Source organism: Rhizobium sp. NLR22b (assembly GCF_019685295.1).
Taxonomy (GTDB): Bacteria; Pseudomonadota; Alphaproteobacteria; order Rhizobiales; family Rhizobiaceae; genus Rhizobium.
This window is the reverse complement of record NZ_JABDWM010000001.1, coordinates 741,250-765,491: the sequence shown is the minus strand read 5'-3', so window position 1 is coordinate 765,491 and position 24,242 is coordinate 741,250. Positions and strand designations below refer to the sequence as shown.

Genomic DNA, 24,242 nt, shown 5'->3' with positions numbered 1-24,242 from the left:
GGCAATGCGATGACACTAAGCGAACGCGAGAAGATGGCGGCGGGTGAGTGGTATTGCTGCCTTGACGATGAGCTCGATCACCTGCGCCGGCAGGCGCGGCTCGCCGTCCACGCCCACAATACGCTGCCGCCGGACGAGCGCGGCCCCGCTGCCCCCGCCCTCAGCGCGCTTTTTGCACGGGCCGCCTCCGATATCTTTATCGAAGCGCCGTTTCACTGCTCCTATGGCATCAATATCGTTCTCGGCGAGCGCGTCTATGTCAATGCCGGCTGCACCATCCTCGATTCCGGCAGCGTGACGATCGGCGATCGCACCATGTTCGGCCCCGGCGTGCAGATCTATTGCGCCGAGCATCACAATGACCCTGCGCTTCGCGGCGCGGGGATCGAGATCGCCCGGCCGGTCGCAATCGGCAGCGACGTCTGGATCGGCGGCGGCGCCATCATTCTCGGTGGCGTGACGATTGGCGATGGCTCGATCGTCGGTGCTGGTGCCGTGGTGACGAAGGATGTGCCGACGGGCGCAACGGTGGTTGGCAATCCCGCGCGTCCGATAAACCGCGTTTGAGATACGCGTCTAGGACTCTCGACAATGACGCCGCCTCCGCTAGATCAGGGGACGGAAGGGGAGAGATATCATGACATCACCGAATTTGCCCATGGAAGGCGGCTGCCGTTGCGGCCGGGTGCGCTTGAAGATCAGCGCTCCGCCGCTGCTCACCATGGCCTGCCATTGCACGGGCTGCCAGAAGATGACGGCGAGCGCCTACTCGCTGAGTGCTGCCATCCCCAGCGAGGGCTTCGAGGTTACCAAGGGCGCGCCTGTTATCGGCGGGCTGCACGGCGCCACCAAGCATTATTTCTGCCCGCATTGCATGAGCTGGATGTTCACCCGGCCGGAAGGCATGGACTGGTTCGTCAATCTGCGCGTCACCATGCTCGACGACCCGAGCTGGTTCACGCCCTTCATCGAGACATGGACGAGCGAGAAGCTGTCGTTTGCCGAGACAGGAGCGGTGTATAGTTACGAAGCGCTACCCGAGATGGACGCCTATGAGGGGTTGGTGAAGGAGTATATGAGCAGGGGATAAGGCTCAGAAGCCTTGGAAGAGAAAGTCCATGGCGCCGATGATGGCATCGCTTTTGCCCGATAGATCTGTGACGGCTTCTCCAATTTCCGATGTCGGGACAGACGCCATGCGCTGGGTGGCCATCACGTATGGTTCATTCTCAATGAGAAAGCGTGGGTTCAGTCGCGAGATCGTCCAAGTCAATTCCTGGACTGGATGCAAAGGAACCATGACTCTTGAAGGCAGATCGTCAAGCAGATTGGCTTGAAGGTCGACGGCAAGGACATTCCCACTTTTCAGGCGATAGACGTGAAAGCGTGCCATGGAGCAATTCCAGGAAAAGTGTGAAGCGGGTTTTCCGTCAGGAATTGCGTAATACAAGACTGCGCTTCAATGAAAAACTGAACCGCTCTAAAACTGACGGTACTTGGCGAGCGGCAGGCCGTGTTTTTCGACATATTCGTTTTCGAGCCGGATCGCCTCGGCGTTCTCGATCCGCCACAGCCGCTCGCGTTCCGCCTTTATCGCTTTCGCGATACCTTCTTCCGCCGCCCTGGATATGTTGATCTTGAGCTCGCGGGCCTGGGAAACGAGGCCTTCATCAAGTGAAAGATTCGCTGCTTTTCTCGCCTGATGACCCATAACGATCTCCTCGTCTTATGCGCAAATCATATGCGCATAAGACGTCATTGAGAAGCGTTATTCATCGCCCATCTTGAGCGCGGCGATGAAGGCTTCCTGCGGAATCTCCACCTTGCCGAACTGGCGCATGCGCTTCTTGCCTTCCTTCTGCTTGTCGAGCAGCTTGCGCTTGCGGGTGGCGTCGCCGCCGTAGCACTTGGCCGTCACATCCTTGCGCAGGGCCGAGATGGTCTCGCGGGCAATGACGTTGCCGCCGATCGCCGCCTGGATCGGGATCTTGAACATGTGCTTCGGGATCAGCTCCTTCAGCCGCTCGCACATGTCGCGGCCGCGCTTTTCGGCTGCCATGCGATGCACGAGCATCGAGAGCGCATCGACCGGCTCGCCATTGACAAGGATCGACATCTTCACGAGGTTGCCTGCGCGGTAGCCTTCGAGGTGATAGTCGAAGGATGCGTAGCCCTTGGAGATCGATTTCAGCCGGTCGTAGAAGTCGAAGACCACCTCGTTGAGCGGCAGTTCGTAGGTCACCATCGCCCGGGTGCCGACATAGGTCAGCTCGGTCTGGATGCCGCGGCGGTCCTGGCAGAGCTTCAGGATGCCGCCGAGATAATCGTCCGGCGTCATGATCGTCGCCTTGATCCAGGGCTCGCGGATTTCGGCAATCTTGACGACATCGGGCATATCGGCCGGATTGTGCAGTTCGCGCTCGCTGCCGTCGGTCATCGTCAGCTGATAGACTACGGAAGGCGCGGTGGCGATGAGGTCGAGGTCGAACTCACGCTCCAGGCGCTCCTGGATGATTTCGAGATGCAGCAGGCCGAGGAAGCCGCAGCGGAAGCCGAAGCCGAGGGCTGCCGACGATTCCATCTCGAAGGAGAAGGAGGCGTCGTTGAGGCGAAGCTTGCCCATGGCGGCGCGCAGGTCTTCGAAATCGGCGGCATCGACCGGAAAAAGGCCGCAGAAGACGACCGGCTGCGCCGGCTTGAAGCCCGGCAGGGCTTCCGCGGTCGGGCGCTTGTCTTCGGTAATCGTATCGCCGACACGCGTATCGGCCACTTCCTTGATCGAGGCGGTGATGAAGCCGATCTCGCCGGGGCCGAGGCTGTCGACATTGACCATCTTCGGCGTCAGCACGCCGACGCGCTCCACCTGATATTTCGCATCGGTGCCCATCATGCGGATCGTCTGGCCCTTGGTCAGCACGCCGTCGATGACGCGCACGAGAACCATGACGCCGAGATAGGTGTCGTACCAGCTGTCGACGAGCAGCGCCTTCAGCGGCGCCTTCTCGCCGCCCGGGCTCTTCGGCGCCGGCAGCTTATGGACGATCGCTTCCAGCACGTCGGGAATGCCGAGGCCGGTCTTGGCCGAGATCAGCACGGCCTCGGAAGCGTCGATACCGATCACTTCCTCGATCTGTTCCTTGATGCGGTCGGGTTCGGCGGCCGGCAGGTCGATCTTGTTGAGGACGGTGACGAGTTCGTGGTTGTTGTCGATCGCCTGGTAGACGTTGGCGAGCGTCTGCGCTTCGACGCCTTGGCTGGCGTCGACGACGAGCAGCGAGCCTTCGCATGCTGACAGCGACCGCGAGACTTCATAGGCAAAGTCGACGTGGCCGGGCGTGTCGATCAGGTTGAGAATGTATTTCTCGCCGTTGTTTGCCTGGTAGTGCAGGCGCACGGTCTGGGCCTTGATGGTGATGCCGCGCTCACGCTCGATCTCCATATTGTCGAGCACCTGCTCGGACATTTCGCGCTCGGCAAGTCCGCCCGTCGTCTGGATCAGGCGGTCGGCCAGCGTCGATTTGCCGTGGTCGATATGGGCCACGATCGAGAAGTTGCGGATATGGGACAGCGGAGTGGTCGAATTGGTGCTCATGCGCGCCATATAGCAGCGCCGCCCCCTGCCGCAAAGCGGTAATTATCCCCGAATTTACGCTATTTTGCGGGTCCGCGGCCAGCGTGTCAGATCGGCCAGGTCTCCAGCCGCCAGGCCGAATCCCAGAACATCCATTCATATTGCGAGGCGCGCACGAAAACGTCCATCATCGCGGCACGTTCCGTCTCCGATGCGGCGCGTGCGGCGATATCGGTCAGCGCGATCACCTCGCGGGCGCCGGCTGCAAATTGCGGATCGCCATAGGTGTTGATCCAGGCCTGGAAGACATTGCCATCGATTGCCGGCCTGCCTTTGATGCCTTCGCCGACATGCATGTAGATCCAGAAGCAGGGCAGGATGGCCGAAAGCGCAACGGCATAGGAGCTGTGATAGGCGGTCGCCAGAAGGAAATTCGTATAGGCGAAGCAGGAAGGCGAGGGCTCGGCGGCCGTCACGTCCGCGCTCGAAATGCCGAATTGCGAGAGGAAGCCCGCATGCAGGCCCTGCTCGACGGTGATGGCCTTCTGCGCCGAACCGAGGAAGCGCAGCACCTGTGCATTGTCGGGCGCCTTTGCCGCGACGATGGCGAGGCACCGGGCATAATGCTTCAGATAGATTGCGTCCTGCAGGATATAGTGACGGAAAACCTCCGGGGGCAGCGTGCCGTCCGAAAGCCGTTCCAGGAGCGGCAGTTGCTCGATCTCGGCCATAAGAGGCTTGATCCGCTCCCAGGCGGCGGCCGTGAAGCTTCCCGTGATTTCGGTGTTATGCATGCTGCCGTCCATGAGGTCCTCCGCTCTGCAAGCGCCGCTGCCATATATCGGCGGCGCGGCGGTGAAGGCAAGCGAGATGAAGCATCGACGGAGGCTTGATTCCATCATGAGATAATGTATTTCTCATATAGTAGAATAATGGATCGGCGATGGAACGGGAACTCGAACAGGCGATCGGTATCCGCATTCGCACATTGCGGCTGCAAAAGGGCCTGACGCTGGATGAGCTTGCCGAGGCGTCGGGCGTCAGCCGCGCGATGATCTCGCGCATCGAGCGGGCGGAGGCGAGCCCGACCGCCTCGCTGCTGGCAAGGGTCTGTGCCGCGCTCGGCCTGTCGCTGTCAGCCTTCTTTGCAGAGGAGGGGCAGCAGGCCTCGCCGCTGGCACGACGGCAGGAGCAGCAGGTCTGGCGTGATCCGGAGACCGGTTATCTCAGGCGCGCGGTATCGGCGCCCGGCACCGGCTCTGCCGTCGATATCGTCGAAGTCGAATTTCCACCCGGCGCTCGCGTCAGCTTCCCACCGCATGCGGCATCCCATGACATGACGCAACATGTCTGGCTCTTCGACGGCGAGTTGGAGATGACGGCGGGTGAGGCGGTCTACCGGCTGCGTCCAGGCGATTGCCTTTTCATGCCCGTCGGCGAGGGCCATTCCTTTCATAACCCGGGTCATGCGCCGGCGCGCTATTGCGTCGTGCTCGATCGCGGCGGCCGATGACGACCTTCATTTCAGGAGAAGAACATGTCTGACATTCGCATCCTTTCCGCCGAGGAGGCCCGCGCTGCCATTCCGGCCCTCTCGGAGGTGCTGGCCGATTGCGTCACGGGCGGAGCCTCCGTCGGCTTCATGCTGCCCTATGGACCTGAAGATGCCGAGCGCTATTGGCTGGACGTTGCCGATGCGGTTGCCGGCGGCGGCAGCCTGCTTGTTGTCGCCGAACTCGATGGCCGGATCGTCGGCACGGTGCAGGTCGGTGCTGCGCAGATGCCGAACCAGCCGCATCGCGGCGATCTGAAGAAGCTCCTGGTGCATCGTTCCGCCCGCGGGCGCGGCCTCGCCCGGCTGCTGATGCAAGCCGCTGAACGCGAGGCGGCCGCGCGCGGCAAGACCCTGCTCGTGCTCGATACGGCAACCGGCAGCGATGCCGAGGCGATCTATCCCCGCCTGGGCTGGCAGCGCGTCGGCGTTATCCCCGATTATGCTCTGTGGCCGGAAGGCGGCTTTTGCGACACCACCTTGTTCTACAAGCGGCTCGCCTGATTGCGCCAGATCGGCTCAAACCAGCTGGCCGAATGCCGGAAACGCGCACGCAACTGTAGCGCCCGCTGTCCATTGCGCCGCATTCCAGCCGAACTGCCGCGCGGCTTCGACATTTTCCGCCGTATCATCGATGAAGGCGATGTCACCGGGCAGCACGCCCGCGCGCTCGGTTGCAAGCCTGAAGAAGTCCAGCGAAGGTTTCCTGTGCCCGAGGGCTGCGGAATAGAGGATGTCGTCGAAATGCGCGCCAAGGCCGGCCTGTTCCATCAGATAACGCGCCCGCCTGTGCTCCGGGTTGGTCGCCAAGAAGAGCGTGACACCGCTGTGTCGAAGCGCGACAAGTTCTCCCAAGAGATTGCGGTCGATGCGGCAATCGTTTTCAAACCAGTGATCGATCAGCGTCGCGGCGCTGAGATGAGGCGCGATTTTTGCCAACAGTTGGGCGAGCCTCGGCTCCAGGGCCTCGCAGCCAGCGATGATCTCGCCCCAGTGAGTCTGGAAGAATTCCCGCTGCAGCAGTTCGAGACTAAGTCCCAGATCGCGTTCCAGAAACGTGAAGAGAGGGAGGCCGTCGGCCGGACGCCCATGAACGAGCACGCCATCGACATCGACCATCAACACTTTCATGCGGCAGATTCCCTCGCTCCGGAACGGGGGCCGAAGGTGGCTTCGTTTGCTTGGGCAATCAAGAGCGCCATGCCGCTTTTTTGTCGGCTCCGCTCCATGTAAGTGTCGATCTCGCCGATCGATTTTCGTTCAAGGACAGGATCTGAAATGCGCGTCATCTATTCCGAAGACCACAAGCTGCGCGACGCCAGGACGGAGCTCTATGCCGGCCAACTGGTGACGCCCTTCGAGGCGCCGTTTCGGGCCGAGTGGATCCTGGCGGCGGTCAAGGAAGCGGGTTTTGCCGATGTCGCAGCGCCGGATGCGCATGGGCTGGAAACGGCCCGAAAGGTGCATGATCCCGCCTATCTCGATTTTCTCGCCACCGTCTGGGATCGCTGGGTGGCGGCCGGCTTCGAGGGCGAGGCGATCGCCAATTCCTTCCCGGTCCGCCGCACCAGCCAGCGCGTGCCCGACAATATCGTCGGCGCGATCGGCCATTACGCCAATGCCGCCGACACCTCCATCACCAAGGGCTCCTATGAAGCGGCGATCGCCTCGATGCGTTGCGCCATCACCGGCGCGGATTGGCTGAATGCCGGCAACCGTTTCGCCTTTGCGCTTTGCCGGCCGCCTGGCCATCATGCCGGCATCGATCTCTTCGGCGGCTATTGTTTCATCAACAATGCGGGCGTCGCGGCCCAGCGGCTCATCGATCACGGTGCGAAGAAGGTCGCCGTGCTCGATGTCGATTTCCATCACGGCAACGGCACGCAGGACCTCTTCTATCACAGAGGTGATGTCTTCACCGCTTCGCTGCATGGCGACCCCATGTTTGCCTTTCCCTATTTCCTCGGCCATGCCGACGAAGAGGGCGAAGGAGAGGGCACGGGTAGCAACCACAACTATCCGATGCCGCCCCACACGCGCTGGCAGGTCTGGTCTTCGGCCCTTGCCGATGCGCTCGCCCGCATCAAGGCCTTCGGTGCCGAGGCGATCGTTGTGGCGCTCGGCGTCGATACCTTCGAGCGAGACCCGATTTCCTTCTTCCAGCTGAAATCGGAAGATTTCATTCGCATGGGAGAGATGATCTCCGCCGCCGGCCTGCCCGTCGTCATCTGCATGGAGGGCGGTTACGGCGTGCCGGAAATCGGCCTCAACGTCGCCAATGTCCTCAAGGGCCTGGAAGCCTGATCGCTTGATATGACCGACGACACCATTCCATCCGATATACCGACGCCGCGCATGCTGAGCTGGGCGCGCAATTCCGCCATCTACAGGCTGGAGCGGCGGATGATGACGGAAAAACAGCTGTTTGACGCCATCACCCGTAAGGCGAAGGAGAAGTTCGAGGATATCGGCGCGGCGCAACTCAAGGCCCTTGCCGATTTTGCCGTCAGGTTCGCTTATGACAACAAGGCGCTCGATGATCGCGCCTATGCCGAGATCAGCACGCGCTCCCAGCTGTGCGGCGGCAAATCGAAGCGCGCCATCGCCCGGAAACTTGCGGCCAAGGGTGTTGCTGGCGATAAGGTCGAGGCCGCCCTTGCGGAGGCTGACGATCTCTACGCCGCGGCGATATTTGCCCGCAAACGCGCCTTCGGTCCCTTCCGCCGCGTCCAGCTTGACGAAAAGCGAAAGGCCAAAGAGCTTTCGGCCTTCGCCCGTAACGGCTTCAGCTTCGATATCGGCAGGAAAGTGTTCGACATGAGTTTGGAGGATGCCGAAGACGTCATCCTGGCCCGCCGTCTTTGATATCGCATAAGGCCTTTTGCTGGCCGGATCAGAAGTTTGAATTTGTCGCTCGCAGGCCGTCTTCGTAAGAAGAGCGCACAATCGGGGGCGAGCATGGAAGAAAGAGCAAATGCTGGCGCGGGCACGCTGACCGCAGAGGCGTCAACAGCATTTGGCGGGGTAGCGACCGGTGGGCTGATGTGCCTCCTGTCCATGTCGTCGATCCAATTCGGCGCCGCACTCTCATCCTCGGCCATCTCAACCTATGGGCCGGCCGGCGCCAGCTGGCTGCGCCTGGCTTTTGCGGCCATCATTCTCGCCCTTGTCGTGCGGCCGCGCATCGTCAGCTACAACAGGGCGCAATGGACGAGCGCACTGGTTCTCGGCGCGACGACAGCGCTGATGACCATGAGCTTCTTCGCGGCGATCGAGCGCATTCCGTTCGGTCTCGCCGTAGCGATCGATTTTCTCGGTCCGCTGTCCGTTGCGACCATCGGCTATGGCCTCAGCCGGCGTCTCGTCTGGCCGCTCATTGCAGCACTTGGCGTTCTGGCCCTCGCCCATGACGGTAAAGGCTGGGTCGGCGATACCGGGGGCACTCTTTTTGCGCTCGGCGCGGGAACCGGGTGGGCGATCTATATCGTCCTGACAAAAAAGATCGGCGCGAGCTTCAAGGGGCTGGAAGGACTGTCCATGTCGCTGATGGTCGCCGCTCTTGTCGCCACACCCTTTGGCTTCGCCGGCGCCGTGCCGAAGCTCGATGCTTACGGCCTGGTTGAAATGGCGGGCCTTGCCATCCTTGTGCCGCTGCTGCCCTACACTCTGGAACTGATCGCCCTGCGGCGCATGCCGACAGCCTCCTTCGGCATTCTCATGAGCCTCGAGCCGGCCATTGCGGCACTCGCGGGTTTCGTCATTCTGGCGCAGCCGATGACGCTGCTGCAGATGGCCGGAACTGCCCTGGTCGTGGCCGCAAGCGCCGGCGCGACCTTTTCCGCACGGCAGTGATCAGCCTGCCTTTTTCGCCGGGTCGTCGAGAGCGGGATTGTAGAACAGCGACAGCGTCAGGCTTTTGGCGATCCGCTCTGCGGTCGCCATGAACCAGTCCTTGGCTTCCGGCGAAGGGGCGACATCGTCAAGTGTTGCGGCAAATAGCGACAGCCACTTCGGAAAAAGATCGGGCGTCAGGTTCTGAACGGTGGTATGCGCCTGCACCGGCTTGCCGCCATAGGCGCCGCTGCGGAAGGCGACGGCCGACCAGAAGCTCTTCATCTTCTCCAGATGCTCCGGCCAGCGGCCGGAAAGCCGCGCATCGAATACCGGGCCGAGATCGGGATGCTCCAGCACGCGCCCGTAGAAAGTCTCGACCAGCCTGCCGATAAAGGCCTCGTCGACCCCCATCGCCCGCATCTCGGCCTCCGCCTTTTCGCGGATCGCCGCGACATGGGCAGGGCGGCCCTGAATGTCATTGTTCATCATAAACCCCGGCGCCGCATGATGCGGCAGCCTCCATATAGGCCTTTACCCCAGCGAACCAAAGCCGCTCGTGCGGATTGCGGCAATCTGTCAGCCGGTCCGCCCCGGCCACTTGACCGCCATCGCTTCCTTGCTTAGATTTAGAATTATTCTAAATTATTGGAGAGATTTATGCTGGCGCGTTTTTTCAGATCGCCGAAACGATCCTTCGAGTCCCTCTCCGAGCAGGAGATTCTCGCCCTTGCGATTGCCTCCGAGGAAGACGACGCCCGCATCTATCTGGCCTATGCCGATAGGCTGCGCCCTGAGTTTCCGGCTTCGGCCAAGGTCTTCGAGGATATGGCCGAGGTCGAGGACACGCACCGCAAATCGCTGTTCGAAATCCACCGCCAGCGTTTCGGCGAGCGTATCCCGCTGATCCGGCGCGAGCATGTGCAGGGCTTTTACGAGCGCAAGCCGGACTGGCTGAGAGCCAACCTGTCACTCGATGCGATGCGGCAGGAGACTGAGGCGATGGAGGAGCAGGCCTATCGTTTTTATGTCGAGGCGGCAAAGCGCACCACCGACGCCTCGACGCGTGAGCTTCTCGGCGACCTCGCACTCGCCGAACAAGGGCACGAAGACATCGCCCGCATGCTTGGCGACAAACATACGCCTGAGGATATCAGGCACGACGAGGACGAGACCGCGCACCGGCAATTCGTGCTGACCTATGTGCAGCCGGGCCTTGCCGGCTTGATGGACGGCTCTGTCTCGACGCTGGCGCCGATCTTTGCCGCCGCCTTCGCAACCCAGGACACATGGCAGACCTTCCTCGTCGGTCTTTCCGCCTCCGTCGGCGCCGGCATCTCGATGGGCTTCACCGAGGCCGCCCATGACGACGGCAAGATCTCCGGCCGGGGCTCGCCGATCAAACGTGGCCTTGCCTGCGGCATCATGACGGCGCTCGGCGGCCTCGGCCACGCGCTGCCCTATCTGATCCCGCATTTCTGGACGGCGACGATCACCGCCGCCATCATCGTCTTCTTCGAACTCTGGGCAATCGCCTTCATCCAGAACCGCTACATGGAAACCCCCTTCCTGCGCGCCGCCTTCCAGGTGGTGCTCGGCGGCGGCCTGGTCCTCGGCGCCGGCATCCTGATCGGGAATGGGTGAGGAGCGGTCGGCGAAGCCGAGCAATCGATCCAGTGAATCGATTGCAGCGACGAACGCCCTGAGCCAAAGCGAAGGGCCGGGAGACGGTGCGGCATATCAACACCTCATCTCCGGCGGCACGCACGATCAACGCTCAATGAGGTGCACAGCACGGACCTCGAAGGAAGAGGACTGCGAAAGCTAACGACGACGCGTCTCCAATCTCCAAAAAGCAAAAGGCCGGCTTTCGCCGGCCTTTTCCCCCGCATCCCCTTGAGATCCCTATCGAAGAGCGCCGACCAGAAGGTCGCGGCCGTTCTCGATGGTGACCCAGCGGCCAGCATTGTAGCTCGACTGGCGCTTGACGAAAGTATAGGCCGTCGCGAACCAGGGCTTCACGTCGGCAGCGAGATTATCGAGCACGAAATCGCCCTCGGCGGTGCGCAGCGTCAAGACAGCATGGCCTTCACCGTCAGGCTTGCGCACGACGGTCATCAGCAGGTCGGCGGCCGAAAAGCCGCGCTGGATCAGCATGCGGCGCTTCAGCAGCGCGAAATCTTCGCAGTCGCCGGCGGTCGTCGGATAGGCCCAGACCTCGTCCTTGCCGTAGATTTCCTTGTCGGTCATCGGCTTGATCGTGCTGTTGACCGTGGTGTTGAGCGAACGGACGAGCGACCACTTCGCCGGCGTCATCTCGATCGGGCCCGCATTGCGGTTCGCGCCGCATTCACTGCTGTGGATCTGACAGAAATCGTAATGGCCGATCGGCTGCGAAGTGGCATTGCCTGTTACCATGGAAGCATTTCTGCTTGGAGCTGGGATGGCGGCAGTCGCCATCGCAAACACGGCCATCATGGCCACAAAGACACCCTTGATCCGCACGCCCGCTCTTTCCTTGATCGCCCCTTAATTATTAACAAATTGTTAATGGAGAGGGCGGAGAAGAGTCAATCGTTACTTCTTGGGAGAGCGTTGCAACGCGCCAACATGGTTAAAATGCAACGGGTTGGCGGCTTGCGTTAGGGGAATTTCTCGGGCGGTGCTGTTCGAATGGGCATCTGCATATTTGTTGATGAACGAATGATGCCTTTGACGGCGCTGAGGAGAAGGGCGATATCGCCCGGGCGGGAAAGGCGGTGGTCGCCATCGCGGATGAAGGTCAGCACCACGTCGTCGGCGGGAAGGTGCTCCAGAAGCTTCATCGCGTGCGCATGCGGCACGTCCGGATCTTTCATGCCCTGCAGGATATGGACCGGGCAGCCCGTCTCGATCATGCCGTCGAGCACCCGGTTTTTGCGCCCGTCTTCGATCAGCGCCTGCGTATAGATGTTCGGTTCCGGGCTGTATTGCGAGCGCTCTTCGAAATAGCCGCGCTCCGCCAGCGACTTGCGTTCCTTGGCCTTAAGGTTCGGCTCGATCAGTTCGGAGGTGAAATCGGGCGCCGGCGCGATCAAAACCATGCCGGCGAGCTTCGGACCACCCTGTCGGGCGAGTTCCTGCGCCAGCCGGAGCGCGATCCAGCCTCCCATCGAGGAACCGACGAGAATGAAGCGCTCGGGCGCAACATGGCGGATGACGGCAAGCGCTTCCTCCAGCCAGCGCGAGATCGTGCCGTCGCGAAAGCTGCCGCCGGAAAGCCCATGGCCTGAATAGTCGAGGCGGATGCAGGCCGCACCGAGTTCGGCCGCCAGCCCATCGATCTCCGCCGCCTTGGTGCCGCTCATGTCGGAACGGTAGCCGGATAGCCAAACCAGCGATGGGGCAGCATTGCCGGCCTGCGCCGGACGCAGGAGCATGGCGATCTCCCGTGCCGCCTCGCCTTCGCCGACGGTCAGGAACTGCGGTTGGGCATTGCTGATCTGATCGGACATCGGCGAAACCTCCTGTTGTTTCGGCCTATAAAACAGATTCTTGGCAGGCTGACAGCTGGTGATTTTTCCGCTAAAGGATGATATTGACTCCGTTGCAGCGATAACGAGATACGTTTGTGCACCCAAGATTGAGCGTGCGCGGCTGCAACGTTCCGAAACAACGCGAGGAGAATACGACCATTCGCAGACCTTTTAAGACCGATGCGCCCGTGAAGGACGGACCGCGCTCGAATCGTGAAATCCGCATTCCCAAAGTTCAGCTGATCGCGGCTGACGGACAGAATATGGGCGTCGTGCCCACCGACCAGGCCTTGAGAATGGCGGAAGAAGCCGGCCTCGATCTTGTCGAAATTTCCCCGAATGCCGAACCGCCGGTGTGCAAGATCCTCGATCTGGGCAAGCTGAAATATGCCAACCAGAAGAAGGCTGCCGAAGCGCGCAAGAAGCAGAAGATCGTCGAAGTCAAAGAAATCAAGATGCGCCCGAACATCGACACCCATGATTATGAGGTGAAGATGAAGGCGATGGGCCGCTTCTTCGACGAAGGCGACAAGGTCAAGGTGACGCTGAAATTCCGCGGCCGTGAAATGGCCCACCAGGAACTCGGCATGAAGCTTCTGCAGCAGGTCAAGGCGGATACGACCGAGATTGCCAAGGTCGAGGCCGAGCCCAAGCTCGAAGGCCGTCAGATGATGATGGTGCTGGCGCCGAAGTAAGCGCCAGTCACTTCTTGCCCAAGGCCGTCCGCAAGGGCGGCTTTTGTGCGTTTGGCTACCCTGTCTTCAGCCTTTGTTTTATGCATGTCGTTATCCCGGAACCGCCGCACACTTCCGGGCGACATGCGTAGCCGAAGATTCCTCCGGGGCCCCGTTGCACTTTCGTGACGCTGCGGTTATAAGCGCGCGTCCGAACTGACCGGCAGGGCATGCCGTGGCAGTTTCGAATGCTTGCGGAACGGTTCGTCGCCGATGCCGCAGATCAACAACAAACGCTCCCGCACCTTGTTGCGACGGCCGGAGAACCGGACTTCGCAAGGAGGGCTTTTTGATGAAGCGCGCAGGGAGGACAGAAGGAGTAGCAAAATGCCCAAGATGAAGACGAAGTCCGCTGCCAAGAAGCGGTTCAAGATCACCGCATCCGGCAAGGTCAAGGCGGCTGCCGCTGGCAAGCGCCATGGCATGATCAAGCGCACGAACAAGTTCATTCGCGATGCACGCGGCACGATGGTTCTCGCAGAACCCGATGGCCGCAAGGTCGTGAAGAACTATCTGCCGAACGGTCTCTGAGACTATTCCGGTAACGCGTTAGATTAAGGAGATCATGATATGGCACGTGTAAAAAGAGGCGTCGCAGCTCACGCCAAGCATAAGAAGGTTCTGAAGGCCGCGAAGGGCTTTTACGGCCGCCGCAAGAACACCATTCGTACCGCCAAGGCTGCCGTCGATCGCGCCAAGCAGTACGCCTACCGCGACCGCAAGGTCAACAAGCGCAACTTCCGCGCCCTCTGGATCCAGCGCATCAACGCTGCCGTCCGTGAATTCGGCCTGACCTATGGCCGCTTCATCGACGGCCTGAACAAGGCTGGCATCGAAGTCGACCGCAAGGTTCTGTCCGACATGGCGATCCACGAGCCGGAAGCATTCGGCGCCCTGGTTGCTGCCGCTAAGAAGGCCCTTGAATATCTCAAGGAAACCGGCACGGCTAACGAGTTTGAAGGCGCGGTTCGGTAACCAGCGCTTCCCAGGCTTGACGCTTTTTGAATTTTGGGAAACCCGCGCTGGTTTGGGCTGGCGCGGGTTTTTCTTTCTTTATATTCCTTGCGCCGGCCTCTCCAGCCTGCCTTTCGAACGCCGCCTGATCTGGACGGAAAGAAGACGATGTCAGATATCGACCAGCTTAAATCTACCTTGCTTGCCGAAATTTCCGCCGCTGGTGATGAGCCCGCGCTTGAAGCCGTGCGCGTGTCCGCGCTTGGCAAGAAGGGCTCCGTCTCCGAACTGCTGAAGACGCTCGGCGCCATGACGCCGGAGGAACGCCAGACCCGGGGGGCTGCGATCAACGCCCTGAAGAATGCGGTGACGGACGCCATTGCCGAACGCAAGGCAGTGCTGAAGGTTGCGGCTGTCAATGCGCGGCTGAAGGCCGAGACGGTCGATATCAGCCTGCCGGTGCGCTCCTCGCCCGCCGAGCGCGGCCGCATACACCCGATCAGCCAGATCGTCGACGAGATCACCGCGATCTTCGCCGACATGGGCTTCTCGATCGCCGAAGGTCCCGATATCGAAACCGACTACTACAATTTCACGGCGCTGAACTTCCCCGAAGGCCATCCGGCCCGCGAGATGCATGACACTTTCTTCTTCAATCCGGATGAGAATGGTGAGCGCAAAGTGCTGCGCACCCATACCTCGCCGGTGCAGGTGCGCACTATGGAGACGCAAAAACCGCCGATCCGCATCATCATTCCCGGCAAGACCTATCGCCAGGACTCTGACGCCACACATTCGCCGATGTTCCATCAGGTCGAGGGCCTGGTCGTCGACAAGAAGGCCAATGTCGCCAACATGCGCTGGGTGCTGGAAGAATTCTGCAAGACCTTCTTTGAGGTCGACAGCGTGACGATGCGTTTCCGCCCGTCCTTCTTCCCCTTCACCGAGCCCTCCTTCGAGGTCGATATTCAGTGCGACCGCTCCGGTCCGATCGTCAAGTTCGGCGAAGGCACCGACTGGATGGAGATCCTCGGCTGCGGCATGGTCCACCCGAACGTGTTGCGCTATGGCGGGCTCGATCCGGACGAATATCAGGGTTTTGCCTGGGGCATGGGCCTCGATCGCATCGCCATGCTGAAATACGGCATGCCCGACCTGCGCGACTTCTTCAATGCCGACGTCCGCTGGATGACGCATTACGGCTTCCGCCCGCTCGACATGCCGACGCTGTTCGGCGGTCTGAGCGCTTGAACGGAGATTTGGGACGATGAAATTCACGCTCTCCTGGCTGAAAGAGCATCTCGAAACGGATGCCACGCTGGATGAAATCTGCGCCCGCCTCACCGAGATCGGGTTGGAAGTCGAGGATGTCGATGACAAGGCGGCGTTCAAGCCCTTCGTCATCGCCAAGGTCCTGTCGGCGGAAAAACATCCCCAGGCCGATCGCCTGAAGGTGTTGATGGTGGATACCGGATCCGGCGCGCCGGTGCAGGTCGTGTGCGGTGCCCCGAATGCACGCGCCGGCCTGGTCGGCGCCTTTGCCGCACCTGGAACCTATGTTCCCGGCATCGAGATGACGCTGGCCGTCGGCAATATCCGCGGCGTCGAAAGCCGCGGCATGATGTGCTCCGAAAAGGAGCTTGAGATTTCCGACAATCATGACGGCATCATCGATCTGCCGGAGGATGCGCCGGTCGGCCAGAGTTATGCTTCCTATGCCCATCTCGACGATCCCGTCATCGAGATCAACCTGACGCCGAACCGGCCGGACTGCACCTCGATCCACGGCATCGCCCGTGATCTCGCCGCCTCCGGTCTCGGCACGCTGAAGACGCGGTCTGCGCCGTCCTTCGCCATCGAAGGCGAAACGCCGGTGAAGCTGACGCTCGATCTCGATGATCCCAGGCTCTGCCCAGGCTTTGCGCTGCGTCTCGTGCGCGGCGTCACGAACGGCCCGAGCCCGCGCTGGATGCAGCAGCGGCTCACCGCCATTGGCCTGCGCCCGATCAATGCGCTGGTTGATATCACCAATTACATGACCTTCGATCAGGGCCGCCCGATCCACGTCTTCGATGCCGCCAAGATAAAGGGCAATCTCACTGTCCGCCGGGCAAGGGAAGGTGAGACTGTGCTGGCGCTCGACCAGCGCGAATACAAGCTCGGCCCGAACAATGTCGTCATATCAGATGAAGAAGGCATCGAATCGATCGGCGGCATCATGGGCGGCGAACATTCCGGCTGCGACGACAACACCGTCGACGTCCTGATCGAATCCGCTCTGTGGGATCCGATGAACATCGCCAAATCCGGCCGCAGTCTCGGCATCATCACCGATGCCCGCTATCGCTTCGAACGCGGCGTCGATCCGGAATACATGGTTCCCGGTCTCGAACGCACGACGGAACTGGTGCTGGAACTCTGCGGCGGCACCGCCGCTAGGGCCGAGATTGTCGGCTATCACGGCTACGAACCGAAGGTCGTCGATTTCCCCTATTCGGAGGTCAAGCGCCTGACCGGCCTCGACGTCTCGAATGAGGAAAGCAACACGATCCTGACGCGTCTCGGCTTCACGGTCTCCGGTTCCGGCGAGCGCGTCTCCGTCGCCGTTCCCTCCTGGCGCCCGGATGTCGACGGCAAGGCGGATCTCGTCGAGGAGGTCATGCGCATCCATGGCGTCGACAATATCAAGCCGGCGCCGCTCGAAAGCCATGCCGCCGTCAACGGCAAGATTCTGACGACTCTGCAGATCCGCACCCGTGCGGCCAAGCGGGCGCTGGCGGCGCGCGGCATGCTCGAAGCCGTCACCTGGTCCTTCATTGCGGAGGAACATGCGAAGCTGTTCGGCGGCGGTTCGCCAGCCCTCAAGCTTGCCAATCCGATCGCTGCCGAAATGTCGGACATGCGCCCGTCGTTGCTGCCGGGTCTGCTGACCGCAGCTCAGCGCAATGCCGACAAGGGTTATGCCGACGTCGCTATCTTCGAGGTCTCGGGCACCTATGAAAACGACCGGCCGGAAGGCCAGCGCCGCGTCGCCGGCGGCATCCGCCGCGGCACGGCCTCGCTCGCCGGCGCCGGCCGCATGTGGTCGAATGCAGCCAAGGGCGGCGGCAAGCCGGTCGACGCCTTCGACGCCAAGGCCGATGCGCTCGCCGTCATCGAAGCCTGCGGCCTGCCGATGGGCAACATCCAGATCGAGCGGGGCGGCCCCGAATGGTATCACCCCGGCCGCTCCGGTACGATCAAGATGGGGCCGAAGATCGTGCTCGGCTATTTCGGCGAATTCCACCCGCTGATGCTGGAAGCGCTCGATGTCTCCGGCGCTCTCTGCGGCTTCGAAGTCTATCTCGATGCTATGGCGGAGCCGAAGAAGAAGGCGACCCGTACCAAGCCGGCGCTCGATCTGTCGCCGTTCCAGGCCGTCAAGCGCGACTTCGCCTTCGTCGTCGACAAGACGGTGGAATCAGGCGCGATCGTCAAGGCTGCGACCGGCGCTGACCGCAAGCTCATCACCGGCGTTAACGTCTTCGACATCTTCGAGGGCGCATCGGTCGGCGAGGGCAAGAAGTCGGTGGCGATCGAGGTTCAGATCCAGCCGGTCGAGCGCACGCTGACGGATGAGGATTTCGAGGCGCTGACGCAGAAGATCGTGGCGAGCGTGACGAAATTCACCGGCGGTGTGCTCAGAAGTTGAGCTTCATCTTCCGAAAACTGAAAAGACCGGTCGCGTAAGCGGCCGGTCTTTTCACGTATGCAGATGGTAGAGCTTGCTGACGATCACCCAGCGTCCTTCGATCTTCAGCAGCGAGAGATAGTCGGTAAAGCGCATTCCGGCGAAATCGTCGGTGACCTTGACGCTTGCCGCGTCACCCTCGACATCGACGTTCTGGATGTCCATGAAAGGCTGCGTGCCGGGCGCGGCGGGCTCCTCCGCCAGGATCGCGGCGATGAATTCGTCCCGCGTCAGCCATTCGACGGCATTCTGGTAATAGCCGATGATCGAGCTTTTCGGGTGAAAGGCCTTCTTCAAGGCTGCCGCATTGGCGAAGGCCATGCCTTCGACATAGAGATGAACCGTCTGTTCGACTGCCTGCCTGTCCGACATGTTTCCATCCCGTTCTCCAAGATGACGTTAGATAGTTTCGCCGGCCGCGAAGGCAAGCCCGACCTATGCGACCGGCCGGGCTTGTCCGTTTTCAAATGTTCGTCATGGCAAGCGAGGCATCCGAATAGCGCTTGCCGGCGACCTGTGCCGCTGGGATCGCTTCGCCGAGCTGATCAAGCTCCTCCGCGCTGAGCGTGATATCGGCAGCGGCGACATTTTGTTCGAGGTGGTGAAGCTTGCGCGCGCCGGGGATCGGCACGATGTCGTCGCCCTGGTTCAGCACCCAGGCCAGTGCCAGCTGCGCCGCGGTCACGCCTTTGGCGGCGGCTAGCTTTTCGAGCGTTGCGACAAGCGCGGCATTGGCGTCGAAATTCTCCGCCTGGAAACGCGGCACCTGCCGGCGGAAATCGTCGGCGACAAGGTCGTCGGCCTTGCGGATCGCTCCTGTCAGGAAACCGCGCCCGAGCGGGCTGTAGGGCACGAAGCCGATGCCGAGTTCGCGGCAGGTGGCAAGCACATCCTCTTCGGGATCGCGCGTCCACAGCGAATATTCGCTCTGAAGCGCTGCGATCGGATGGACCCCATGCGCGCGCCGGATCGTGGCGCTGCCGGCTTCCGAGAGGCCGAGGGCGCGAACTTTCCCTTCCTTCACAAGCTCGGCCATGGCGCCGACCGTCTCCTCGATCGGCACGTTGGGGTCGACCCGGTGCTGGTAGAGCAGATCGATCGTCTCAATGCCCAGACGCTTGAGTGAGGCTTCGGCGACCGCACGCACATGTTCGGGACGGCTGTCGACGCCGGCGATGGCGGCAGCGCCGGCCTGGCTGGTATCGATCCTGAAGCCGAATTTGGTGGCGATCACCACGCGGTCGCGGAAGGGCTTCAGCGCTCTTCCGAGAAGAACCTCGTTGGTGAAGGGGCCATAGACCTCGGCGGTGTCGAAGAAGGTGACGCCGAGATCGACGGCGCGGTGCAGTGTCCTCACTGATTCCGCTTCGTCGCTGGCGCCATAGGCAAAGCTCATGCCCATGCAGCCAAGGCCGACGGCAGAGACCGACAAATCGCTTCCGAGTTTTCTGGTTTTCATGATGCGCTCCTTTTCTGAGCTGGCGCCGAACCGCTTGGGAGATCATTGCGGCAGGGGCAGACTATATCGGCGCCGTATCAATCAAAAAATGCATGCAGTTTCTAACAGCCTGTTCTATAATTTCGATCAATGGACAGAAGGCAACTCTCTCAACTCGCCGTTCTCGCCGCCGTCGCGGAGCATCGCAGCTTCCGGGCCGCGGCCAAGGAACTGCTCGTCGCGCCGTCGGCGGTCAGCCACGCCATTTCAAGCCTGGAGGACAGTCTCGGCGTCAGGCTTCTGGCGCGTACGACCCGCAGTGTCGCGCCGACAGAGGAAGGCCGGCTGCTTCTCGAAAGGTTGCGTCCGGCGCTCGAGGAGATCGGCGTCGCATTGGAGGCGGTCAACGATACGCGCGGCAAACCGGCCGGAAACCTGCGCGTCACTGCGCCGCGCTTCGCCTCCGATATCCTGCTCGCCCCGCGCCTTGGCGATTTTCTCAACACCTATCCCGATATCACGCTGGAGATCGCCAATGAGGACGGCTTCACCGATATCGTCAAGGAGGGTTTCGACGCGGGCATCCGGCTGGAGGAGAGCCTGGAGGCCGATATGATCGCAGTCAGGATCTCACCCAATCTGACGACGGTGATCGCGGCCTCGCCGGAATATTTCGAGCGCTATCCGAAGCCGGAGCACCCGCGCGATCTCGTCCATCATCGTTGCATCAAGCGACGCTTCACCAACGGCTCCATCTATCGTTGGGAATTCGAAAAGGATGGGCAGGAACTGATCGTCGCGGTCGATGGGCCGCTTGTTGTCAGCGAGGACCGGCTGGCCCTGCTCGCGGCGCTGAACGGCGCCGGCCTTGCCTATCTCTTCGACATGCGGGTGCATACCGAACTGACGGCCGGCAGGCTGGTGCGGGTGCTGGAGGATTGGTGCGCGCCCTATCCCGGGTGGTTTGTCTATTATCCGAGCCGACGGCAAATGCGGCCGGCGCTGCGCGCCTTCATCGATTTCTTCAGGTATGCGGTGAGGGATGCGGGCGGCCGATGAGGGCCGCCGCTCGTTTGCCTCGTTTCGTCAGGCGGCTTTTGCCTTCTGGTTTGCCGCAGTCGTGGCGAGCTTGGTAAGGATCTTGTCGGTGGCCGTTTCCTCCTGCAGCGTCTGGTCGAGCAGGGCGACGACATCCTTCTGGCCGAGCGTCGCGGCCCATGTCTTCAGCGTGCCGTAACGGGCGATTTCATAGTGCTCGACCGCCTGGGCAGCCGAGATCAGCCCCGCATCCAGCGCCGGTGTGCCCTTGAATTCTTCCATGATCTCTTCTCCCTCGGCGATAATGCCCTGGATCGCCTCGCAGGTCTTGCCCTGGGCGCGCTTGCCGATCTTTTCAAAAACCTGCTGCAGCCGCTCGACCTGGGCTTCCGTTTCCTCGAGATGCTTCTGGAAACCGGCCTTCAGTTCGGAGGACTGGGCGGCGCGCGCCATCTTCGGCAGGGCGCGCAATATCTGCCGCTCGGCAAAATAGATGTCCTTGAGCGTGTCGTAGAAGAGGTCTTCCAACGTCTTTTCCTTGGCCATTTTCTCGATCCTTGTTTTGGGAAAGGCCGCGAATGCGGCGACACACTAAGAAGCGAAGATCGCGCAATTTGTTCCCGATCGATTTCGGGTGGACTGGAAAACCGCGCCGGGCAATCATTCGGCCGCTGAAGTGGAGGACGAAAAGATCATGCGAAAGCCGGGTTCGATGAAAGGTCTGGAGGATCTCGGCCGCGTGCGGCTGTCGCAAAACTTCTTCTTCCGCGATTTCCTGCATTCGGAAATCGCGGATTTCTACCGGATTCCCAATATCCCCGAGGATCCCGACCTGGCGATCGAAGCCGGCAAAAGACTTTGCGAGGAACTGCTGGAGCCGCTGGAAGCGACGTTCGGGCGTCTTCACATCCGCTCCGGCTACCGCTCGCCTGAGGTCAACCGCTTCGGCAACGCGAACAATCTGAACTGTTCCACCAATGCCGCAACGGCTGCGCATCACATCTGGGATATCAGGGATATCGACGGCTGCATGGGCGCCGCCGTCTGCATTGCCGTGCCCTGGATGATCGACCGCTATCGCGATGAAAGCGATTGGCAGCGGCTCGCCTGGTGGATCCACGACCATCTGCCCTACGCCTCGCTCTGCTTCTTCCCAAAGCTTTCGGCCTTCAATATCCAATGGCACGAACGGCCGAAGCGGGTGATCCAGAGCTACGTCAGGCCGCGCGGCATCCTGACCAAGCCGGGCATGGGGAACTGGGAAGGCGACCATTCGGAATGGTATGAGGGATTTCCCGCCCTCAGAAACTGATGCGGTAGCGAATGTGGCCGTCACTCTCGACGTAGCTGTCGTAGAGCGCACGGGCAGTCTTGTTTCCTTCGCTCGTATGCCAATAGAGCCGCGACCAGCCCTCGGCCTTGCAGAGCGCGACGAGATCGTCCAGCAGCGCCCGGCCGACACCCTTGCCGCGCGCATCGGGATCGACGAAGAGGTCTTCGAGATAGCAGTCCCTGCCGCGGATCCAGGTGCCCTCATGCGTCAGGAAAAGAGCGAAGCCCATGATCCTGCCGTGGGCCTCGGCGACGCGCATGCCGATCGCCGAGGCCGGATCGAAGATTCGCCGCCACGTCTGGTCGGTGATGTCAGCGTCAACGCTCACCTCGTAAAAGGCCAGATAAGCTGCCCAGAGTTCACGCCAACGGGCTTCGTCTTCCGGGCGGGCATCGCGAATGATTACGGTCATGGCATTCCTGTTCAGGCACCGGCTTCGTCGAGCAGCGCCATTGCGTCGTTGGAAAGGGAGAGTGTTGCTGATTTCACCAGGCTTTCAAGCTGCGACAGGCTGGTCGCACTGGCAATCGGCGCCGTGACGCCTTTCTTGCGCAAAAGCCAGGCGAGCGAGATTTCCGCGGGTTTGGCGCCGGTCTCGGCCGAGACCTGATCAAGCGCGGCGAGGATGCGCAGGCCCTTGGCGTCGAAATATTGCGAAACCCGGCCTTCGCGGGCGCGGCCTTGCGTATCGGCCTTGCTGCGGTATTTGCCGGTCAGGAAACCGGCTGCGAGGCTGAAATAGGTGATGACGCCGATATTCTGACGGATGCACAGTTCGGCCAATTGCCCCTCGAAGCTCGCGCGCTCGTAAAGATTATATTCCGGCTGCAGCACGTCGTATCGCGGCAGGCCAGCCTTCTCGGCTGCGTCGAACGACGCCTGGAGCAGATCCGCATCATAGTTCGAGCAGCCGATGGCGCCGATCTTGCCCTGTTGCTTCAGCTTGGCGAAGGCGCCAAGCGTTTCCTCGTGTGGCGTATCGGCATCCGGCCAGTGCGAGAGATAGAGATCGATATAGTCCGTCTGCAATCGGCGCAGCGAACCCTCGACCGCCTTCAGGATGTATGCCTCCTTGAGGGTCTTTCCCTGCCCCATGTCCGAGCCGACCTTGGTAATGATGACGGCCTTGTCGCGGGAGATCCGCGATTGCTTTAGCCAGCGCCCGATGATCTCCTCGGAATCGCCACCCTTGTTGCCGGGAACCCATGTGGAATAGACATCCGCCGTGTCGATCGTGTTCAGCCCCGCGTCGAAGAAGGCGTCGAGAATGGCGAAAGATGTTTTCTCGTCGGCCGTCCAGCCGAAAACATTGCCGCCGAAGACGATCGGCGAGATCGAAGGACCTGTTTTTCCAAGCCGGCGCATGTTCATGACGCTCTCCAAAATGGGTGAATATAAAAGGCTGTATTGAATCGCGGATACGGCAGAACGCCGTCTGGCCAAGCTAGCGCGATCCCGGCGCCAGGCAAACCCGGCTTCCGCAATTTCATGTCGCGCCATTGCGTCGCGGCGGAGGCCTGAATATGGTTCGCCGACATTGGTTTTGGGAGGCTCGCACATGCTGCGTTTCGGTATCATTTCAACGGCGAAGATCGGTCGCGACAATGTCGTTCCCGCCATCCAGGACGCGGAAAATTGCGTCGTCACGGCGGTTGCCAGCCGTGATCTCACGCGCGCAAGGGAGATGGCCGATCGCTTCTCCGTGCCGCATGCCTTCGGCTCCTATGAGGAAATGCTGGCTTCCGACGTCATCGACGCGGTCTATATCCCGCTGCCGACGTCGCAGCATATCGAATGGTCGATCAAATCAGCCGATGCCGGCAAACATGTGCTCTGCGAAAAACCCCTGGCCCTGAAGGCCGACGATATCGACGCGGTAATCGCTGCCCGCGACCGCAACCGCGTGGTGGTCACCGAAGCCTATATGGTCACCTATTCCCCGGTCTGGCAGAAGGTGCGCTCACTGATAGCCGAGGGTGCGATCGGTTCGCTGCGACATGTGCAGGGCGCCTTCACCTATTTCAACCGAGACCCCGCCAACATGCGTAACGTTCCGGAACTCGGCGGCGGCGGCCTTCCCGATATCGGCGTCTATCCCGTCATGAGCACGCGTTTTTCCACCGGCAAGGAGCCGCTCTCAGTCCAGGCGATCACCGAGCGCGATCCGGATTTCGGCACCGATATCTACTCCAGCGTCAAGGCCGATTTCGGCGATTTCGAGCTGAGCTTCTATGTCTCGACACAGATGGCCAACCGTCAGGTCATGGTCTTCCACGGCACCGAAGGTTACATCGAGGTCAAATCGCCCTTCAACGCCAATCGCTGGGGACCGGAAGAGGTCGAACTCGCCGATCGCAGCCACAATGAATCGCGCATCTTCCGCTATCAGGACAGCCGCCAATACAGGCGCGAGGTCGAGGCCTTCGCTCGCGCGGTCAAGAACGGCAAGGAAGAGATCGTCACGCTCGAAAACTCGAAGCTGAACCAGAAGGTGATCGATGCCATCTACCGCGCCAGCGAGAAGGACGGCTGGGAGGCAGTCTGAT

Annotated in this window: 29 protein-coding genes; 16 read left to right on the top strand and 13 right to left on the bottom strand. The window is 61.3% G+C overall.

Features of this window, described 5'->3' with window-relative positions; all coding sequences use genetic code 11:
• Positions 1 to 9: 9 nt before the first annotated feature.
• The gene (locus HJC00_RS03685; RefSeq protein WP_210629552.1) at positions 10 to 567 is read left to right on the top strand and encodes a sugar O-acetyltransferase; all 558 of its coding nucleotides are present in this window, start codon (positions 10 to 12) and stop codon (positions 565 to 567) included.
• 70 nt (positions 568 to 637) lie between these two features.
• Positions 638 to 1,090 carry a GFA family protein gene (locus tag HJC00_RS03680; RefSeq protein ID WP_210629551.1) on the top strand — a complete coding sequence of 151 codons (453 nt, stop codon included), beginning with the start codon at positions 638 to 640 and terminating at the stop codon, positions 1,088 to 1,090.
• A gap of 3 nt (positions 1,091 to 1,093) precedes the next feature.
• Here the strand turns inward: HJC00_RS03680 and HJC00_RS03675 are convergent, their stop codons facing one another.
• The 4 genes from HJC00_RS03675 to tenA form a co-directional block, all read right to left on the bottom strand.
• Positions 1,094 to 1,393, bottom strand: coding sequence for a CcdB family protein (locus tag HJC00_RS03675; RefSeq protein WP_210629550.1), 300 nt, complete (start codon positions 1,391 to 1,393; stop codon positions 1,094 to 1,096).
• Between the two features lie 87 nt (positions 1,394 to 1,480).
• A complete protein-coding gene (locus HJC00_RS03670) occupies positions 1,481 to 1,711 on the bottom strand; it encodes a type II toxin-antitoxin system CcdA family antitoxin (protein ID WP_210629549.1) in 231 nt (76 codons plus the stop codon).
• Between the two features lie 57 nt (positions 1,712 to 1,768).
• The gene (lepA, locus tag HJC00_RS03665) at positions 1,769 to 3,601 is read right to left on the bottom strand and encodes a translation elongation factor 4 (RefSeq protein ID WP_085776615.1); all 1,833 of its coding nucleotides are present in this window, start codon (positions 3,599 to 3,601) and stop codon (positions 1,769 to 1,771) included.
• Positions 3,602 to 3,678: 77 nt separating this feature from the next.
• Complete coding sequence (tenA, locus tag HJC00_RS03660) at positions 3,679 to 4,377, bottom strand: thiaminase II (RefSeq protein WP_221153570.1); 699 nt, start codon at positions 4,375 to 4,377, stop codon at positions 3,679 to 3,681.
• A gap of 137 nt (positions 4,378 to 4,514) precedes the next feature.
• Here tenA and HJC00_RS03655 point away from each other — a divergent pair, with 137 nt between their 5' ends.
• Both HJC00_RS03655 and HJC00_RS03650 read left to right on the top strand, forming a co-directional pair.
• Complete coding sequence (locus tag HJC00_RS03655) at positions 4,515 to 5,084, top strand: XRE family transcriptional regulator (protein WP_210629547.1); 570 nt, start codon at positions 4,515 to 4,517, stop codon at positions 5,082 to 5,084.
• A gap of 24 nt (positions 5,085 to 5,108) precedes the next feature.
• Positions 5,109 to 5,627, top strand: a complete 519-nt coding sequence (locus HJC00_RS03650; RefSeq protein ID WP_221163630.1) for a GNAT family N-acetyltransferase — start codon at positions 5,109 to 5,111, stop codon at positions 5,625 to 5,627.
• A 15-nt stretch (positions 5,628 to 5,642) separates the two neighbouring features.
• Here the strand turns inward: HJC00_RS03650 and HJC00_RS03645 are convergent, their stop codons facing one another.
• Entirely contained in the window at positions 5,643 to 6,254 is a 612-nt protein-coding gene (locus tag HJC00_RS03645) for an HAD-IA family hydrolase (RefSeq protein ID WP_221163629.1), read from the bottom strand.
• A gap of 147 nt (positions 6,255 to 6,401) precedes the next feature.
• Between HJC00_RS03645 and HJC00_RS03640 the strand changes: the two genes are divergently transcribed.
• The 3 genes from HJC00_RS03640 to HJC00_RS03630 all read left to right on the top strand — a co-directional run bounded on the left by HJC00_RS03640 (position 6,402) and on the right by HJC00_RS03630 (position 8,975).
• On the top strand, positions 6,402 to 7,427 hold the full coding sequence (locus tag HJC00_RS03640; RefSeq protein ID WP_221163628.1) for a histone deacetylase family protein: 1,026 nt from the start codon (positions 6,402 to 6,404) through the stop codon (positions 7,425 to 7,427).
• A 9-nt stretch (positions 7,428 to 7,436) separates the two neighbouring features.
• Positions 7,437 to 7,988, top strand: a complete 552-nt coding sequence (recX, locus tag HJC00_RS03635) for a recombination regulator RecX (protein ID WP_221153573.1) — start codon at positions 7,437 to 7,439, stop codon at positions 7,986 to 7,988.
• 93 nt (positions 7,989 to 8,081) lie between these two features.
• Positions 8,082 to 8,975: a DMT family transporter gene (locus HJC00_RS03630; RefSeq protein WP_221163627.1), complete on the top strand. Its 894-nt coding sequence runs from the start codon at positions 8,082 to 8,084 to the stop codon at positions 8,973 to 8,975.
• On the opposite strand, the gene HJC00_RS03625 is transcribed toward HJC00_RS03630, so the two are convergent.
• Entirely contained in the window at positions 8,976 to 9,443 is a 468-nt protein-coding gene (locus HJC00_RS03625) for a group III truncated hemoglobin (RefSeq protein ID WP_221145706.1), read from the bottom strand.
• A 171-nt stretch (positions 9,444 to 9,614) separates the two neighbouring features.
• On the opposite strand from HJC00_RS03625, the gene mbfA reads away from it, so the two are divergent.
• Positions 9,615 to 10,598, top strand: a complete 984-nt coding sequence (gene mbfA / locus HJC00_RS03620) for an iron exporter MbfA (RefSeq protein ID WP_207244224.1) — start codon at positions 9,615 to 9,617, stop codon at positions 10,596 to 10,598.
• Positions 10,599 to 10,859: 261 nt separating this feature from the next.
• Here mbfA and HJC00_RS03615 read toward each other — a convergent pair whose 3' ends face one another.
• Positions 10,860 to 11,459, bottom strand: coding sequence for a transglutaminase-like cysteine peptidase (locus tag HJC00_RS03615; protein ID WP_210629540.1), 600 nt, complete (start codon positions 11,457 to 11,459; stop codon positions 10,860 to 10,862).
• Between the two features lie 137 nt (positions 11,460 to 11,596).
• Complete coding sequence (locus HJC00_RS03610; RefSeq protein WP_210629539.1) at positions 11,597 to 12,448, bottom strand: carboxylesterase; 852 nt, start codon at positions 12,446 to 12,448, stop codon at positions 11,597 to 11,599.
• A gap of 179 nt (positions 12,449 to 12,627) precedes the next feature.
• Between HJC00_RS03610 and infC the strand changes: the two genes are divergently transcribed.
• The 5 genes from infC (at position 12,628) to pheT (ending at position 17,848) form a co-directional block, all read left to right on the top strand.
• Entirely contained in the window at positions 12,628 to 13,164 is a 537-nt protein-coding gene (infC, locus tag HJC00_RS03605) for a translation initiation factor IF-3 (RefSeq protein ID WP_073990355.1), read from the top strand.
• Positions 13,165 to 13,530: 366 nt separating this feature from the next.
• Positions 13,531 to 13,734: a 50S ribosomal protein L35 gene (rpmI, locus tag HJC00_RS03600; protein WP_011423646.1), complete on the top strand. Its 204-nt coding sequence runs from the start codon at positions 13,531 to 13,533 to the stop codon at positions 13,732 to 13,734.
• A 39-nt stretch (positions 13,735 to 13,773) separates the two neighbouring features.
• Positions 13,774 to 14,178 carry a 50S ribosomal protein L20 gene (rplT, locus tag HJC00_RS03595; RefSeq protein WP_011423647.1) on the top strand — a complete coding sequence of 135 codons (405 nt, stop codon included), beginning with the start codon at positions 13,774 to 13,776 and terminating at the stop codon, positions 14,176 to 14,178.
• Between the two features lie 147 nt (positions 14,179 to 14,325).
• Entirely contained in the window at positions 14,326 to 15,408 is a 1,083-nt protein-coding gene (pheS, locus tag HJC00_RS03590) for a phenylalanine--tRNA ligase subunit alpha (protein WP_221163626.1), read from the top strand.
• Positions 15,409 to 15,424: 16 nt separating this feature from the next.
• Positions 15,425 to 17,848, top strand: coding sequence for a phenylalanine--tRNA ligase subunit beta (pheT, locus tag HJC00_RS03585; protein WP_221163625.1), 2,424 nt, complete (start codon positions 15,425 to 15,427; stop codon positions 17,846 to 17,848).
• 51 nt (positions 17,849 to 17,899) lie between these two features.
• On the opposite strand, the gene HJC00_RS03580 is transcribed toward pheT, so the two are convergent.
• Positions 17,900 to 18,259, bottom strand: coding sequence for a nuclear transport factor 2 family protein (locus HJC00_RS03580; protein ID WP_210629536.1), 360 nt, complete (start codon positions 18,257 to 18,259; stop codon positions 17,900 to 17,902).
• A 91-nt stretch (positions 18,260 to 18,350) separates the two neighbouring features.
• Entirely contained in the window at positions 18,351 to 19,346 is a 996-nt protein-coding gene (locus HJC00_RS03575; RefSeq protein ID WP_210629535.1) for an aldo/keto reductase, read from the bottom strand.
• A gap of 129 nt (positions 19,347 to 19,475) precedes the next feature.
• On the opposite strand from HJC00_RS03575, the gene HJC00_RS03570 reads away from it, so the two are divergent.
• Positions 19,476 to 20,384: a LysR family transcriptional regulator gene (locus tag HJC00_RS03570; protein ID WP_210629534.1), complete on the top strand. Its 909-nt coding sequence runs from the start codon at positions 19,476 to 19,478 to the stop codon at positions 20,382 to 20,384.
• Between the two features lie 27 nt (positions 20,385 to 20,411).
• Here the strand turns inward: HJC00_RS03570 and HJC00_RS03565 are convergent, their stop codons facing one another.
• Positions 20,412 to 20,909: a ferritin-like domain-containing protein gene (locus HJC00_RS03565; protein ID WP_210629533.1), complete on the bottom strand. Its 498-nt coding sequence runs from the start codon at positions 20,907 to 20,909 to the stop codon at positions 20,412 to 20,414.
• Between the two features lie 148 nt (positions 20,910 to 21,057).
• On the opposite strand from HJC00_RS03565, the gene HJC00_RS03560 reads away from it, so the two are divergent.
• A complete protein-coding gene (locus HJC00_RS03560; RefSeq protein WP_221145999.1) occupies positions 21,058 to 21,675 on the top strand; it encodes a hypothetical protein in 618 nt (205 codons plus the stop codon).
• On the opposite strand, the gene HJC00_RS03555 is transcribed toward HJC00_RS03560, so the two are convergent.
• Positions 21,665 to 22,108 (bottom strand): GNAT family N-acetyltransferase, encoded by a 444-nt coding sequence (locus HJC00_RS03555; RefSeq protein WP_221145714.1) that lies wholly within the window; start codon positions 22,106 to 22,108, stop codon positions 21,665 to 21,667. The genes HJC00_RS03560 and HJC00_RS03555 overlap by 11 nt on opposite strands.
• Before the next feature lie 11 nt (positions 22,109 to 22,119).
• Positions 22,120 to 23,067, bottom strand: a complete 948-nt coding sequence (locus tag HJC00_RS03550; RefSeq protein ID WP_221145716.1) for an aldo/keto reductase — start codon at positions 23,065 to 23,067, stop codon at positions 22,120 to 22,122.
• Positions 23,068 to 23,254: 187 nt separating this feature from the next.
• Between HJC00_RS03550 and HJC00_RS03545 the strand changes: the two genes are divergently transcribed.
• Positions 23,255 to 24,241 (top strand): Gfo/Idh/MocA family protein, encoded by a 987-nt coding sequence (locus HJC00_RS03545; protein WP_221163624.1) that lies wholly within the window; start codon positions 23,255 to 23,257, stop codon positions 24,239 to 24,241.
• Position 24,242: the final 1 nt, after the last annotated feature.